The organism is Pseudomonas sp. CF161 (assembly GCF_000416215.1).
GTDB lineage: Bacteria > Pseudomonadota > Gammaproteobacteria > Pseudomonadales > Pseudomonadaceae > Aquipseudomonas.
In genome coordinates, this window is the sequence record NZ_ATLP01000082.1 from 14,342 (window position 1) to 29,078 (window position 14,737).

The window sequence follows — 14,737 nt, forward strand, 5'->3', positions numbered from 1 at the left end:
CCTTTGAAACCTTATCCGATTCAGTTCGTGTCGATCGTGATCCCGGTCTACAACGAAGAAGAGAGCCTCCCCGAACTGCTGCGTCGCACCGAAGCAGCCTGTCGCCTGCTCAAGCACGACTTCGAAATCGTGTTGGTCGACGACGGCAGCCGTGACGAGTCGGCGAACATCCTGCAAGCCGCCGCCGAGCGCGAAGGCAGCCCGGTGGTAGCGGTGATCCTCAATCGCAACTACGGGCAGCATGCGGCGATCATGGCCGGTTTCGAACAGGCCCGTGGCGATGTGGTGATTACCCTCGACGCCGACCTGCAGAACCCGCCGGAAGAAATCCCGCGCCTGGTGGCCCAGGCCGAGCTGGGCTACGACGTGGTCGGCACGGTGCGCAACAATCGCCAGGACTCGGCCTTCCGCCGCTGGCCGTCGAAGCTGATCAACCTCGCGGTGCAGCGTTCCACCGGGGTGGCCATGAGCGACTACGGCTGCATGCTGCGCGCCTACCGCCGGACCATCGTCGACGCGATGCTCGCCTGCCGCGAGCGCAGCACCTTTATTCCGATCCTGGCCAACAGCTTTGCGCGCCATACCACCGAGGTGCTGGTGGAGCACGCCGAGCGCGAGCACGGCGATTCGAAATACAGCCCGATGCGCCTGATCAACCTGATGTTCGACTTGATCACCTGCATGACCACCACGCCGCTGCGGCTGTTGAGCATCATCGGCTTCGGCATGGCCGGCGTCGGCGCGCTGTTCGCCCTGCTGCTGATTGTCCTGCGGCTGATCTTCGGCGCCACCTGGGCCGGCGACGGCACCTTCGTGCTGTTCGCGGTGCTGTTCGTGTTCACCGGTGGCCAGTTCATCGGCATGGGACTGCTGGGTGAATACCTGGGGCGCATGTACAGCGACGTGCGGGCCCGCCCGCGCTTCTTCATCGAAAAAGTCTTGCGCAGCCAGCCTGCGGCCCCGGCCCCTGCTGTGACTGTCGACGGTTTAACTTCCACTCATACTGATCAGGTTTCGCCATGAGCAATAAAGCTGTTGTCTTCGCCTACCACGATATTGGCTGTGCCGGCATCGAAGCCCTGCTTGCCGCGGGTTACGAGATTGCCGCGGTGTTCACCCATGCCGACGATCCGAAAGAAAACACCTTCTACGGCTCCGTGGCCCAGTTGTGCTCCCTCAAGGGCATCCCGGTGCATGCGCCGGAAGACGCCAACCACCCGCTGTGGATCGAGCGCATCGCCAAGCTGAACCCGGACTACCTGTTCTCCTTCTATTACCGCAACCTGCTGAGCGAAGCCCTGCTGGCCACCCCCGGCAAAGGCGCCTTCAACCTGCACGGCTCGCTGCTGCCACGCTATCGCGGCCGTGCTCCGGCGAACTGGGTGCTGGTCAATGGCGAAACCGAAACCGGTGTGACCCTGCACCGCATGGTCAAACGCGCCGACGCCGGGGCGATCATTGCCCAGGAACGCGTGGCCATCGACCGCACCGACACCGCCCTGACCCTGCACGCCAAGCTGCGTAACGCCGCATCCAGCCTGTTGCACGACACGCTGCCGCTGCTGGCCCAGGGCAAAATCAGCGAGACCGCCCAGGACGAGTCCAAGGCCACCACCTTCGGCCGCCGTACGCCGGCTGATGGCAAGCTGCTGTGGAAGAACAGCGCCGAGCAGCTGTTCAATCTGGTTCGCGCCGTGACCAAGCCGTACCCGGGCGCGTTCTGCGCCGTGGGCGAGCACAAGCTGATTGTCTGGAGCGCCGACGTGGTCAAGGGCAATGAAGGCCTGGCCCCGGGCCGGGTGATCAGTGTCGACCCGCTGCGCATCGCCTGCGGCCAGGACTCGTTGGTGATCAACGCCGGCCAGCGCAATGAAAACGGCCTGTACCTGAGTGGCCCGCAACTGGCCAACGAACTGGGCCTGGTAGACGGCTCCGTGCTGCGCGGCGCGGAATCCGGTCGTGCCCCACGCCGCACCCGAGTGCTGATCCTCGGGGTCAACGGCTTTATCGGCAACCACCTGTCCGAGCGCCTGCTGCGTGACGACAAGTACGAAGTCTACGGCCTGGACATCGGCTCCGACGCCATCGAGCGCCTGCGCAGCCACCCCAACTTCCACTTCGTCGAAGGCGACATCAGCATCCACTCGGAGTGGATCGAGTACCACATCAAGAAGTGCGACGTGGTCCTGCCGCTGGTGGCCATCGCCACCCCGATCGAATACACCCGCAACCCGCTGCGTGTGTTCGAACTCGACTTCGAAGAAAACCTCAAGCTGGTGCGCTACTGCGTCAAGTACAACAAGCGCGTGATCTTCCCCTCGACCTCCGAAGTCTATGGCATGTGCCAGGACCAGAACTTCGACGAAGACACCTCGAACCTGATCGTCGGCCCGATCAACAAGCAGCGCTGGATCTACTCGGTGTCCAAGCAGTTGCTGGACCGGGTGATCTGGGCCTACGGCGCCAAGGGCCTGAACTTCACCCTGTTCCGTCCGTTCAACTGGATGGGCCCGCGCCTGGACCGCCTGGATTCGGCGCGTATCGGCAGCTCCCGAGCCATTACCCAACTGATCCTGAACCTGGTGGAAGGCACGCCGATCCGCTTGTTCGACGGCGGCGAGCAAAAACGCTGCTTCACCGACATCGCCGACGGCATCGAAGCCCTGGCGCGGATCATCGACAACGACAATGACGCCTGCAACGGTCAGATCATCAACATCGGCAACCCGGACAACGAAGCCAGCATCCGCCAGCTCGGCGAAGAGCTGCTGCGTCAGTTCGAAGCCCACCCGCTGCGGGCCAACTTCCCGCCGTTCGCCGGTTTCCGCGATGTCGAGAGCAAGGCGTTCTACGGCGCCGGTTACCAGGACGTGGAGCACCGCAAACCGAGCATCGCCAACGCCAAGCGCCTGCTGAACTGGGAGCCGACCGTGGAAATGAGCGAAACCATCGGCAATACGCTGGATTTCTTCCTGCGTGAAGCCATGCTCGAAATCGCGGACAAGCGCTGATGCAGGCAGGTCTGCGCATCGATGTCGACACCTATCGTGGCACCCGTGAGGGGGTGCCGCGGTTGCTCGAACTGCTGGATGAAGCCGGGGTCAAGGCGACCTTCTTCTTCAGCGTCGGTCCGGACAACATGGGGCGCCATTTATGGCGCCTGATTCGTCCGCAGTTCCTGTGGAAGATGCTGCGTTCCAATGCCGCAGGGCTCTACGGTTGGGACATCCTGCTGGCCGGCACCGCCTGGCCGGGCAAACCCATTGGCCGCGACCTGGGGCATCTGATGCGCCAGGCCCTGGCCGCCGGCCATGAAGTCGGCCTGCACGCCTGGGATCACCATGGCTGGCAGGCCAACGCCGGGCGCTGGAGCCAGGCGCAGTTGATCGAGCAGATCCGCCAGGGGCTCGACACCCTCAATGACATTCTGGGTCAGCGCGTCGACTGTTCGGCCAGCGCCGGCTGGCGTGCCGACGAGCGTGTAATCGAGGCCAAGCAGACCTTCGGCTTGCGCTACAACAGCGATTGCCGTGGCGACTCGATCTTCCAGCCGCGGCTGGCGGACGGCAGCCTGGGTGCGCCGCAGATCCCGGTGGACCTGCCGACCTTCGATGAAGTGGTCGGGCCGCTGGTGGCCGCACAGGACTTCAATGCTTTTATTCTGGATCGGTTCAGCCCTGACAAGCTCAACGCCTACACCATTCACGCCGAAGTAGAAGGGATTCTGATGGCCAATGATTTCCGTCAGTTGCTGGCCAGTGCCCAGCAACGCGACATCCAGTTCCAACCCCTGGGGCAGTTGCTTCCGGCGGACCTCTCCAGCCTGCCCCAGGGGCAGGTGGTGCGCGGTGCCCTCGAAGGCCGTGAAGGCTGGCTGGGAGTACAGGGCGCATGAGTAAACGCTGGGCCCTGCCCTTACTGCTGATTGCCTTTGGCCTGTTCTACCTGGCGCCCCTGGCTACCCATGGCCTGTGGATCCCGGACGAGACCCGCTACGCGCAGATCAGCCAGGAAATGCTCCACAGTGGCAACTGGGCCAGCCCGCACTTCATGGGCATTCGTTACTTCGAGAAGCCGGTGGCCGGTTACTGGATGATCGCCATCGGCCAGGCGCTGTTCGGCGACAACCTGTTTGGCGTGCGTGTGGCCTCGGCCCTGAGCACCGGCCTCAGCGTGGTCCTGGCCTATCTGCTGGCCCGGCGCCTGTGGAACGATCCGCGCAAGAGCCTGGCCAGCGCCCTGCTCTACATGAGTTTTACCGTGGTGGCGGCGCAAGCCGGCTACGCCAACCTCGATCCGCAGTTCACCTTCTGGGTCAACCTGAGCCTGGTGGCGCTGTGGTTTACCTTCGATTGCCGCACCCCACGCGGCCAGGTCCTGGCCTGGGTCGTGCTGGGCCTGGCCTGCGGCATGGGTTTCATGACCAAGGGCTTTCTCGCCTGGCTGCTGCCGGTGCTGGTGGCCCTGCCCTACGCGGTCTGGCAGAAGCGCCTGCGTTCGCTGCTGATCTACGGCGGCATCGGCGTGTTGGTCGCGATCCTGATCAGCCTGCCCTGGGCCCTGGCGGTGCACGCCCAGGAACCGGATTACTGGCGGTTCTTCTTCTGGCACGAGCATATCCGGCGCTTTGCCGGTGAAGACGCCCAGCATGCCTCGCCCTGGTGGTACTACTTGCCGTTGCTGGTGGGTTTCAGCGTGCCCTGGGTCCTGTTGCTGCCCGCCAGCCTGAAACAGGCCTGGCAACAGCGGCGCCTGAACAGCAGCGGTTTCCTGCTGCTGTGGCTGGTGCTGCCCCTGGCCTTCTTCAGCCTGAGCAAAGGCAAGCTGCCGGCCTATATCCTGCCGTGCCTGTTACCCCTGGCACTGTTGATGGGCCACACCCTGATGGACCGCCTGGCCGCCGGCAAGACCCGGCTCCTGGCCTGCAACGGTGTGCTCAATCTGGTGGCCGGTGTCCTGGGGCTGCTGGCCCTGGTGTACTTCCAGCTGAAAAAGCCGGTGTATGTGGACGAACCCCAGCACCTGGTATTGGTGTACGTGGTGCTGCTGGGCTGGATCTTCAGCAACCTGCTGCAGGCCATGCGCCCCATGACCCTGTGGGCCGCGCCGGCCCTGGGCAGCTTCCTGCTGGTGGCCCTGGCCCCGGCGGCCCTGCCGAACAAGGTGGTTTACAACAAGATTCCCGACCAGTTCATCATCGACCACGTCGCCGAACTGGGTCAGGCCAAGGCCCTGCTGAGCAACGACCTGGGCGCCGCGTCGGCCCTGGCCTGGCGTCTGGGGCGCGCCGACGTGACCCTGTACAACACCGAAGGCGAAGTGAAGTACGGCCTGGGCTATGCAGACTCCGCCGCGCGCAAGGTCGACCTGACCCAGGTCCAGCCGTGGATCGCCGAAAACCGCCAGCAAGGCACCATCGGCGTGGTGATGCGGGTCAAGAGCAGTGACGAAGCCCATGAAGTCGAATTGCTGCCCAAGGACGCCAAGCGCTACGAGCAAGGCAATATCGTGATCTTCATCATTCCCCAGAGCCAGCCATGAGCCTGTTGCTTTTATTGCTGGCCTGCGGGCTGACCTGCCTGGGCCAGGTGGCGCAGAAGTTTGCCGTTGAAAGCTGGCGCGACCGCCCTTCCAGCGCCTTGCAAAAACTGCGTTCAGGCTGGCTGTGGCTGGCCCTGTTCAGCCTCGGCCTGGGCTTGCTGGTGTGGCTGCTGGTGCTACAACGCATGGAAGTGGGCGTGGCCTACCCCATGCTCAGCCTGAACTTTGTGTTGATTACCCTGATCGCCCACTTCGTGTTTCGCGAGCACATCGACCGCCGTCACTGGCTGGGCGTGGCGCTGGTGATTGCCGGGGTACTGCTGTTGAGTCGCCACGCATGAGCCGGTCCCGCGGTTTCGCCTTCGCCATGGGCAGTGTGAGCCTGGTCAGCGCCGCCCAGTTGGGCATGCGCTGGAGCATGACGCGCTTGCCCGAGCCGGCCCAATGGCTGGACGCACTGGGCAGCGGCGGCATTGATTATGTGGCCCTGGGCGTGGTGCTGGCCGGCATCTGTGCCTATGCCCTGTCGATGCTGTGCTGGCTGCTGGCCCTGCGCGACCTGCCCCTGGGCCGTGCCTATTCGCTGCTGAGCATCAGCTACGCCCTGGTGTACCTGCTGGCAGCCGGCCTGCCCTGGTTCCACGAACCCTTCACGCTTTCCAAAAGCCTGGGGGTGGCCTTGGTCATCCTCGGTGTCATCACCATCAACTCTCGATCTGCACCCGCGGCAAGTCCCAGGAATACCCCATGAAAATCAGCGTATTTGGAAGTGGTTACGTCGGTCTCGTACAAGCCGCCGTGTTGGCTGAAGTCGGCCACGATGTCATCTGCATGGACATCGACGAGAACAAGGTCAAGCTGCTGCAACAGGGGCATGTGAGCATCTTCGAACCTGGCCTCGCCAGCCTTGTGCGCGACAGCCTGGAAGCCAAGCGCCTGCAGTTCACCAGCGATGAAAAACTCGCGGTGCTGCATGGCCAGGTGCTGTTTATCGCGGTGGGCACGCCCTCCAGCGACGACGGTTCGGCGGACCTGCGCTACGTATTGTCGGTCGGCGACGCAGTGGCTCGCCACCGTCAGCAGCCGGTGATCCTGGTGGAGAAATCCACGGTGCCGGTGGGCACCGGTGACACCCTCAAGGCCCACATCGAGCAGGCCCTGGGCGGGCGTGAACTGGAGTTCGATATCGTCTCCAACCCGGAATTCCTCAAGGAAGGCTCGGCCGTGACCGACTGCCGCCGTCCGGACCGGATCGTGGTCGGGTGCGAGCGCGAAGAAGTGCGCGAAGTGATGCGTGACCTGTATGCGCCGTTCAACCGCAACCATGACCGCATCATGTTCATGGACCTGCGCAGCGCCGAGCTCACCAAGTACGCCGCCAACTGCATGCTGGCGACCAAGATCAGCTTCATCAACCAGATCGCCGAACTGGCCGAACACCTGGGGGCCGATATCGAGTCGGTGCGCCTGGGGATCGGCGCCGACACCCGCATCGGCTACCACTTCATCTACCCGGGCTGCGGCTACGGCGGTTCGTGCTTTCCCAAGGACATGCGTGCCCTGATCCACAGCGCCCAGGCGGCCAATTGCTCCAGCGACCTGTTGCAAGCGGTGGAAGCGATCAACGAGCGGCAGAAACACAAGCTGTTCGAGCGCATCAATGCCTTTTACAAAGGCGACCTGCGCGGCAAGACCTTCGCCCTCTGGGGCCTGGCCTTCAAGCCCAACACCGATGACATGCGCGATGCGCCGAGCCGCGTTCTGCTCGACTCACTGTTTGCCGCCGGTGCCCAGGTCCGCGCCTTCGACCCGGAAGCCATGCAGGAAACCCAGAAGCTCTACCCCGACGAGTCGAAGCTGATGCTGATGGGCACCCCGGAATCGGTGCTCAACGGCGCCGACGCCCTGGTGATCTGCACCGAATGGCAGCAGTTCAAGGCGCCGGATTTCGAACTGATCGAACAACGGCTCAAGGCCCCGGTGATTTTTGACGGGCGCAACCTGTACGACGCCGATCGCCTGGCGCGCAATGGCTTCACCTACTTCCCGATCGGTCGTGGCGAGTCGCGCAATCTGCCCATCCCCCACCAGCAATGGCTTGCACACACGGTCGATGCCTGAATGAACATGCTCCCCAGTCCCCCTTCGAAAACTCTTCTCTGGCAATCGTTGGGGCTGGGGCTGCTGGCATTGCTGCTGTTCTGCGCCGGCGTCGATCAGCAGTCGTTCATCGGTTTCGACTCGCGCTTCGTGCTATTCGCCAAGGAGATGCTGCGCCACGGGCCAGGGTTTTTCCCCACCACCTATGGCCAGCCCTACGCTGACTATTCCAGTGCCTCGACCCTGTTGATCTGGCTGTTTTCCCTGCCCTCGGGCCAGGTCAGCAGCCTGAGCGCCTGGTTGCCCACGGCCATCGCTTCGGCACTGATCGTCAGCCTGATCTACCGCCTGCTGGCACCCTATTCCAGGACCTGGGCCTTGCTCAGCGTCGCTCTGCTGTTGCTCAGCAACACCTTTATCAGCGAAACCCGCGCCGTGTCCCAGGACCAACTGCTGGCGGCCGTGGCGCTGGCGGTGTTTTACCTGGGGTATGCCCATGACCACTTCGCCGCGCCACGCCGGCTGTGGCTGATCTTCCTGTTGCTGGGCCTGGGGTTTGCCATTCGCGGGCCGATCGGCCTGGTGATTCCCACCGGCATGCTCTGCAGTTATTACCTGCTCAACGGCCAATGGCGGCGCCTGTTCGGCTTCGGCTTCAGCGCCCTGTTGCTGCTCGGCGCCTGTGTGGCCCTGCTGCTGTGGCTGGCCAGGCTCAGCGGCGGGCAAGCCTTTGTCGACGATGTGATCCGCATGCAGTTCCTGGGGCGCATGGACGGCAGCGAGGGCGCGAGCGATGCCTTCTACTATTTCACCAGCTCCCTGGGCAACTACGCCCTTGCCTACCCCCTGGCACTGCTGGCGTGGGTCGCCGTCCTGCTGAGCCGCTCCAGGGAATCGGGCTCGGCACTGCAGCTGCTGCGCCTGTGCACCGCCGCCGGCCTGGTGGTGATGATCGGCCTGTCGATCCCCCAGGCGAAAAAGGCGCGCTACCTGCTGCCGATGCTGCCCATGGCGGCGATGATCGCGGCCTATCCGTTCCAGGTTCAGCAGGGCCGCTGGTTCGCCTGGCTGCGCGGCCTGATCCAGGGCCTGTGGCTGCTATTGCCCGGGCTGTTGCTGATCGGTCTGCTGCTGTTGCGGCGTAAATTTCCCGAGCAACTGGACAACCTGGCACCGATGCTGATTCTGCTTGGGCTGTTGCAGGCCGTGGCGTTGGCGTGGTTGTTCAAGCCGCGTTGGCGCGCTGTCGGCCTGGCTTACACGGCGGTGCTGGCGGTGTGGGCCAGCTATATCGGAGTGTTCGAGCCGGTGCAGCGCCAGTTGTACGACACAAAAGCCTTCACCGAGGCGGCGATGCAACTGATCCAGCGTGATCCGGCGCCGCTGGTACTGCACGGCATGGGCAAGGACGCCAAGGCGATCAAGTTCATGGTGCACCTCGAACAGGATATGCAGCCGCTGTTCACCGATCAGCCGCAAACCCTGGCGCAGGTGCCGGGCCCGGCCTGGGTGGTGATCGATCGCAACCTGCTGCCAAGCCTGCAAGACTCGCCCCTGGGCCAGCTGAAACCCGTCTTGAGTGGGCGCTTCGATAAAAATGACTACCTGTTGTTGCACGTTCCGGCAGGCTCGACGCCCCAGCCCTGAGGCTATCGGGACTCGGTGATTGACCCGGGGCGGACGAGCATTTGCGTTACGCCATGCGCCGGATTCTGTAGGCTGCGCACAGACGGCGCCTGTGATGAGCGCTCCAGGGCGGCTCAACGGATGCTTCCCGTATCCGGCACAAGGACTCTGCACGGTCGTGGCGACTTATTCCCTGGTTATCCGGCGCCTGATGATCTGTTCGCTGACCATCGTGATCAGCCGCGCCATCACCAGCCCGCTGCTCACGCTGTTTCTCAGCGAAAAGCTGCACCTGGACCCACAGGACGTCGGCCTGCTGCTGGGCATCGCGGTGTTTATCGCGACCCTGCTGGCGCTGTACGGCGGCTACATCATCGACCGCCTGGACAAGCGCCGGCTGCTGATCCTGACCATGCTCTCCAGCGCCATCGGTTTCGTGCTGCTGACCTTCGCCCACAACCTGTACCTGACCACCGTGATTCTGGTGGTGACCGAGACCGCCTCGGCGCTGTTCCTGATCGGCTCCAAGGCGATCCTCAGCGAGAACCTGCCCATCAGCCAACGGGCCAAGGCCTTCTCCCTGCGCTACACCCTGACCAATATCGGCTACGCCACCGGGCCGATGCTGGGCGTGGTGATCGCCGGCACCTGGCCCTTGGCGCCGTTTCTGATGGCCGGTGGCATCGCCCTGTTCAGCACCCTGCTGATGCGCGGCATTGCTTCGGCGCCGGGCAGCGACACCCTGAGCAAACCGCAAAGTTTTATCCAGACCCTGGTCACCCTGAAAAACGACCGCACGCTGATCATGTTCACCGCCGGTTGCCTGCTCAGCACCATCGTCCATGGCCGCTTCACCCTGTACCTGTCGCAGTACCTGCTGGTCACCTCGGACGCCCAAAGCGCCCTCGACACCATGGCGGCCCTGCTGGCCTGCAACGCCTTGTGCGTGATTCTGTTGCAGTACCAGATCGGCCGCTTCCTCAAGCGTGAGCAACTGCGCTACTGGATTGCCGTCGGCACCGCCCTGTTCATCCTCGGGCTGATCGGCTTCAGCCTGGCCGACAGCCTGCTGGGCTGGTGCCTGGCGATGTTCGTCTTCACCTTGGGCGAAATGATCATTTACCCGGCGGAGTTTCTGTTTATCGACACCCTGGCCCCCGACGCGCTGCGCGGCAGCTACTACGGCGCGCAGAACCTGGCGGCCCTGGGCGGTGCATTGAGCCCGGTGATCTGCGGTTACCTGCTGGTGCACTCGGCGGCGCCGACCATGTTTTATGCCTTGAGTGCGCTGACGGCCCTGGGTGGGTGGCTGTGTTTCCTCAGTGCCCGGCGAGTGGCCCTGGCCGACTCGGCTTAAATACAAAATTAATGCAGTTAAGCAGCATCATTATGAATTTGTGTGCAGCAGCAAGGCGCGGCACACTGCGCCCGTTCCTCCCCCAAATGTTGGAACGTTAAAGGGCTTTCTGGTTATCCAGACAGCCCTTCTTTTTGCCCGCCGATTGGATTGTTCTGCTTATGTTTGCACGCTGGAAACCCGCCGCCATCAATACCCGTCCCGCAGAATGGAGCCGCGCCGCCATCGGCATGGCCCTGGGGACACTGATCAGCGTCTGGTTGTGCGGACAAGTGTTCGGCATGGACGTCGCGGTGCACCTGATCGGCCCGCTGGGCGCCTCGGCGGTGTTGTTGTTTGCCGTGTCTTCCGGGGCGCTGGCCCAGCCCTGGTCGATTCTGGGCGGCTACCTGTGTGCCGCGGTGGTCGCGCTGTTGGCGGCCCATGTACTGGGGCGCAGCCTGGGCAGTGCCTGCCTCGCCGCCGGCATGGCCCTGGTGCTGATGTGCTGGTTGCGTTGCCTGCATCCACCCGCCGGCGCCCTGGCCTTGACCCTGGTCCTGGCTGACCCGGCGACCATCGCCCTGGACTGGCGGGCATTGGCGCCGACGATGCTCGGGGCGCTGTGCCTGCTGCTGTGCGCCCTGGTCTATAACAACCTGACGCGCATCCGTTACCCCAAGGCGGCCAGCGAACCGGCGCCGGCGATCCCCGCCCAGCCGCCCGTGGTGGGCAGCCAGGCAATCACCGCTGCCGACCTGCAACTGGCCCTGGCGGAGATGCAGGAGTTTTTCGATGTCACCCCGCAAGACCTCGAACAACTGATCCACGCCAGCGAAGCCCACGCCCGCCGCCGCAGCATCGGCGAAGTGCTGGCCCCCAGGCTCTGACCAGAGGCCGGCTATCGAGGCCGTCGTGGTAGATCGGGCAACCTCTAGCCGCTGCCGCAGGCTGCGCTGGCCATCACGACCGCCGTGTTGTGTCAGGTGAGTTGCGGGCAGCCTCGCAGTCTCGGCAGCGCCTCCATTACAAAGGCGACCACCGCTGGGACCAGTCGTTGTCGCCTTTGATGACTTCGCGCAAGACATCAAAGGCCTGTTGCAACTCGACGGAGTCGCGCTCGCGGGCATACAGCAGGTAGGTCGGAAAGCTGAATTCCGGGGCTTTTTCCACCCGCTCCAGCACGCCGCTGTCGAGGTAGCTCTGCACCACCCGGGTCCGGAAATAGCCGCTGCCGCCGCCCTCAAGGATAAATTGCAACGCCAGCGGCCCAAGATTGAAGCCCACCGCGGCCTTGGCCTGATCCGGCAGCGCCGCGTCGTGCTGGCGCCGGAAATCATCGCCCCAGTCGATATACACATAAGGTTCGGGCTGGCCGGCCAGGCGCACCTGGATCAGTTTTTCCTCCAGCAATTGCTCGACCTGCAAACCCGGCCAATACACCGGCTGATACACCAGCGCAGCATCCAGCAGGCCCATTTCCAGTTGCCGCTGCAGGCTCGCGCCGTCTCCCACCTGGCTGCGGATCGCGTGGCTGGGAATCGCCAGGCGCAGGCGTCGCACCCAGTTCAGCATCAGCGGGTTGCACAGGCTGATTTCGCCGCCGATGTGCAGCACATTGCGATACCCCTCCAGCAACGGCAGGTCGCGCCGGGCGGCTTCCCAGGTTTGCAGCAACTGGTTGGCGTAGACAATGAAGGCCTCGCCGTCGGGCGTCAGCCGGGCCCCGGCTCGATTGCGCACGAACAGCTTGCAGTTGAGCTGGCTTTCGAGGTTCTGCACCCGGGCGCTGATGGCGGTCTGGGTCAGGTGCAGATGCTCGGCGGCGGCCACCAGGCTGCCGCTGCGGACGATTTGCAAAAAGGTGCGGGCCAGCTCGATATCCATGGTGCCTCGGACACAAAAGTCGAGCGCCATTGTAGCGGCGCTCGCTCGCCCGCGCTGCAGCGGTGTGGCTCAGGCTGCCGACCGCTGCTGCTGCGGCACCGCCAGGCTCACCGCGCGTACCGAACTGCCGGCGCTCAAGCCCAGGCTGGCGGCGGTGCTGGCGGCGACAATCAGGGTGCCGGCCGCCACCCGGGCCGGGGCTGCGGTGATCCGGCAGTCGGCGAACTGGCGATTGTGGATCAGGTAGGGTTCGGCCTGCTCGCCCGGCGTACCGATGCTCAGTTGCAGCACCTGGCTGTCACGCACCGCACGAATCTCGCCGGTGGCGCACTCGATCAGCGGCCCGCCATCGAAGATATCGATGTAGTCCTTGAAGCCGAAACCCTCGGACTTGAGCATGCCCAGGGCCGGCTCGGTGTTGGGATGGACGCGGCCGATCACCGAGCGCGCCTCCTGGGGCAGCAGGCAGGTGGGCAGCGGGAACTTGGGCATCAACTCGGCAATAAACGTCTTGTTGCCCAGGCCGGTCAGGTAGTCGGCGTCGGCAAAATCCATCTTGAAAAAATGCCGGCCCAGGCCTTCCCAGAACGGTGAGACGCCCTCTTCATCAGAGAACCCGCGCATTTCCGCGATCACCTTGTCGCCGAAATGCTCACGGAACTCCGCCAGGAACAGAAACCGCGCCTTGGACAGCAGGCGCCCATTGAGGCCGCTGCGGTGGTTGGCGTGGAGAAACAGCGAGCACAGTTCCGAATGCCCGGTCATGTCGTTGCCCAAAAACAGGGTCGGCAGTTGCTGGTTGATCCCCAGGTCCTTGGACGCCGCCACAAACAATCCCAGGCGGTAGTTGTACCAAGGCTCGCGCAGGCCCACGGCCCCGGCCAGGGCACAGATCCCCAGGGCCTCGCCGTTTTCCCCTTCGAGCACGAACAGGTAGTCGGCATCGGCGCGTTCGGCTTGGCCGGCAAAGGTCTTTTCAGCCCACTCCAGGCGCTGGCGCAAGCGCCCGGCGTCTGCCGGCAAGGTGGTCAGGCCGGTTCCGGCGCTGTGGGCCAGGGTCAACAAGGCCGGCAGGTCGGCCAATGTAGCGGGACGCACGATCATCGCGATTGCTCCAGAGGGGTGGGACGTTTGGGCAGATAGACTTCGGCCAGCATGCAGCGCGCACTGCCGCCGCCAATGCGTTCGATGGTGTCGATGTTCACCGGCAGCGGTCGGGCATGGCGCTCGACCAGCCGCCGCTGTTCGCCATCCAGGGATTGCCAGGCGGTGCGCGACATCACCAGCAGCGGCTCGCCGGTGCTGGTGTGCACCTCGAGCATGTTGCCGGCAAAGGACTCCAACTGGTCCCAGCTCAGGGCCATGACCTGTTTCCCGCTGTCTTCCAGGCGGCTGTGCAAGGCCCGGCGTTCGCTCAAATCGCGCACCGATTCCAGGCAGGCCACCGCCAGGCGGGTGCCGACGCTCATCATCACGTTGGTGTGGTAGATCGCCACGCCCTGGCGGTCGACGGCGCTGAAGGCGCACAACTCATAGCCCAGGTGCTGGATCAACTGGTCCAGGGCCCGGGCGTGGGTGCGGGTGGAATAGCCGGCGTAGCAAATCCGCCGTTCGCGGTCCAGGACCATGCTGCCGGTGCCTTCGAGGAAGATTTCCTGCTGTTCCAGGCTCGACAGGTCCAGCAGCTGTTCGACCTGATAGGCATTGCGCAAGCGCTCGAGCACACCTTTATCACGCTCCAGGCGCCGGTTATGGCCCTGCATCGGGTACAGCACCAGGGTGCCGTCGGGGTGGCTGCTCCAGCAGTTGTTGGGGAAGATCGAGTCCGGCGTGTGCGGCGCCTCGGCGTCGTCATGCACCATGACCTCCACCCCCTCGGCGCGCAACGCCGCGACATAGCCGTCGAACTCTTGCAGAGCCTGGCGCTGCACATCTTCGGCGACGGCCGCGGGGCGCTGGAAGCGGTTGTTGGCGGCGGTGTCCTGATTGAAGGAGAAACGTGTCGGGCGAATCATCAAAACGGTATTGGTGGTTTGCATGGGCACAGCATCAATGAGGGTTGAGAGGTGCTTATTGTCGGGCTCGGAGCCGGAAAAACCCGGCTGATAAGGCTGGGGGCTGTGCCGGAAATGGCTGAAAGCGCGCCGACGTGCAGCCGATTCGGCGGCACCGAAAAACGCCGCCGCTGCCGAGCCTGCGAGGCTGCGCTGGCTCTGTGCAACAACCCACTTCTCCCCGGCGGATCCC

General features: G+C 64.1%; 13 protein-coding genes. 10 read left to right on the forward strand and 3 right to left on the reverse strand.

Going from position 1 to position 14,737, the window contains the following annotated elements:
• Nucleotides 1–3 precede the first annotated feature (3 nt).
• From arnC to CF161_RS15300, 10 genes are all read left to right on the forward strand, one after another.
• The gene (gene arnC, locus CF161_RS15255) at nucleotides 4–1,023 is read left to right on the forward strand and encodes an undecaprenyl-phosphate 4-deoxy-4-formamido-L-arabinose transferase (RefSeq protein WP_020297493.1); all 1,020 of its coding nucleotides are present in this window, start codon (nucleotides 4–6) and stop codon (nucleotides 1,021–1,023) included.
• Nucleotides 1,020–3,011: a bifunctional UDP-4-amino-4-deoxy-L-arabinose formyltransferase/UDP-glucuronic acid oxidase ArnA gene (gene arnA / locus CF161_RS15260; protein ID WP_020297494.1), complete on the forward strand. Its 1,992-nt coding sequence runs from the start codon at nucleotides 1,020–1,022 to the stop codon at nucleotides 3,009–3,011. Before arnC ends, arnA begins: the two co-directional genes overlap by 4 nt.
• Complete coding sequence (gene arnD, locus CF161_RS15265; RefSeq protein ID WP_020297495.1) at nucleotides 3,011–3,895, forward strand: 4-deoxy-4-formamido-L-arabinose-phosphoundecaprenol deformylase; 885 nt, start codon at nucleotides 3,011–3,013, stop codon at nucleotides 3,893–3,895. The genes arnA and arnD overlap by 1 nt, the downstream gene beginning before the upstream one ends.
• A complete protein-coding gene (gene arnT, locus CF161_RS15270; protein ID WP_020297496.1) occupies nucleotides 3,892–5,541 on the forward strand; it encodes a lipid IV(A) 4-amino-4-deoxy-L-arabinosyltransferase in 1,650 nt (549 codons plus the stop codon). The genes arnD and arnT overlap by 4 nt, the downstream gene beginning before the upstream one ends.
• Entirely contained in the window at nucleotides 5,538–5,882 is a 345-nt protein-coding gene (gene arnE, locus CF161_RS15275; RefSeq protein WP_020297497.1) for a 4-amino-4-deoxy-L-arabinose-phosphoundecaprenol flippase subunit ArnE, read from the forward strand. The genes arnT and arnE overlap by 4 nt, the downstream gene beginning before the upstream one ends.
• Entirely contained in the window at nucleotides 5,879–6,292 is a 414-nt protein-coding gene (gene arnF / locus CF161_RS15280) for a 4-amino-4-deoxy-L-arabinose-phosphoundecaprenol flippase subunit ArnF (RefSeq protein ID WP_020297498.1), read from the forward strand. Before arnE ends, arnF begins: the two co-directional genes overlap by 4 nt.
• Nucleotides 6,289–7,662 (forward strand): UDP-glucose/GDP-mannose dehydrogenase family protein, encoded by a 1,374-nt coding sequence (locus CF161_RS15285; protein ID WP_020297499.1) that lies wholly within the window; start codon nucleotides 6,289–6,291, stop codon nucleotides 7,660–7,662. Before arnF ends, CF161_RS15285 begins: the two co-directional genes overlap by 4 nt.
• Nucleotides 7,663–9,288, forward strand: a complete 1,626-nt coding sequence (locus tag CF161_RS15290) for a glycosyltransferase family 39 protein (protein WP_043229535.1) — start codon at nucleotides 7,663–7,665, stop codon at nucleotides 9,286–9,288.
• 157 nt (nucleotides 9,289–9,445) lie between these two features.
• A complete protein-coding gene (locus CF161_RS15295) occupies nucleotides 9,446–10,624 on the forward strand; it encodes an MFS transporter (protein ID WP_020297501.1) in 1,179 nt (392 codons plus the stop codon).
• Nucleotides 10,625–10,785: 161 nt separating this feature from the next.
• Nucleotides 10,786–11,493, forward strand: coding sequence for an HPP family protein (locus CF161_RS15300; RefSeq protein WP_020297502.1), 708 nt, complete (start codon nucleotides 10,786–10,788; stop codon nucleotides 11,491–11,493).
• Nucleotides 11,494–11,629: 136 nt separating this feature from the next.
• Here CF161_RS15300 and CF161_RS15305 read toward each other — a convergent pair whose 3' ends face one another.
• From CF161_RS15305 to ctlX, 3 genes are all read right to left on the reverse strand, one after another.
• The gene (locus tag CF161_RS15305) at nucleotides 11,630–12,490 is read right to left on the reverse strand and encodes a LysR family transcriptional regulator (RefSeq protein WP_020297503.1); all 861 of its coding nucleotides are present in this window, start codon (nucleotides 12,488–12,490) and stop codon (nucleotides 11,630–11,632) included.
• Between the two features lie 69 nt (nucleotides 12,491–12,559).
• A complete protein-coding gene (gene astA / locus CF161_RS15310) occupies nucleotides 12,560–13,594 on the reverse strand; it encodes an arginine N-succinyltransferase (RefSeq protein WP_020297504.1) in 1,035 nt (344 codons plus the stop codon).
• Nucleotides 13,591–14,529: a citrulline utilization hydrolase CtlX gene (ctlX, locus tag CF161_RS15315; RefSeq protein WP_020297505.1), complete on the reverse strand. Its 939-nt coding sequence runs from the start codon at nucleotides 14,527–14,529 to the stop codon at nucleotides 13,591–13,593. The genes astA and ctlX overlap by 4 nt, the downstream gene beginning before the upstream one ends.
• Between the last annotated feature and the right edge of the window lie 208 nt (nucleotides 14,530–14,737).

Bases quoted from the DNA above. Each gene is read 5' to 3' on its own strand.
- arnA (WP_020297494.1), top strand. From the start codon at position 1,020: ATGAGCAATAAAGCTGTTGTCTTCGCCTACCACGATATTGGCTGTGCC.
- arnD (WP_020297495.1), top strand. From the start codon at position 3,011: ATGCAGGCAGGTCTGCGCATCGATGTCGACACCTATCGTGGCACCCGT.
- arnT (WP_020297496.1), top strand. From the start codon at position 3,892: ATGAGTAAACGCTGGGCCCTGCCCTTACTGCTGATTGCCTTTGGCCTG.
- arnE (WP_020297497.1), top strand. From the start codon at position 5,538: ATGAGCCTGTTGCTTTTATTGCTGGCCTGCGGGCTGACCTGCCTGGGC.
- arnF (WP_020297498.1), top strand. From the start codon at position 5,879: ATGAGCCGGTCCCGCGGTTTCGCCTTCGCCATGGGCAGTGTGAGCCTG.
- CF161_RS15285 (WP_020297499.1), top strand. From the start codon at position 6,289: ATGAAAATCAGCGTATTTGGAAGTGGTTACGTCGGTCTCGTACAAGCC.
- CF161_RS15290 (WP_043229535.1), top strand. From the start codon at position 7,663: ATGAACATGCTCCCCAGTCCCCCTTCGAAAACTCTTCTCTGGCAATCG.
- CF161_RS15300 (WP_020297502.1), top strand. From the start codon at position 10,786: ATGTTTGCACGCTGGAAACCCGCCGCCATCAATACCCGTCCCGCAGAA.
- CF161_RS15305 (WP_020297503.1), bottom strand. From the start codon at position 12,490: ATGGATATCGAGCTGGCCCGCACCTTTTTGCAAATCGTCCGCAGCGGC.
- astA (WP_020297504.1), bottom strand. From the start codon at position 13,594: ATGATCGTGCGTCCCGCTACATTGGCCGACCTGCCGGCCTTGTTGACC.
- ctlX (WP_020297505.1), bottom strand. From the start codon at position 14,529: ATGCAAACCACCAATACCGTTTTGATGATTCGCCCGACACGTTTCTCC.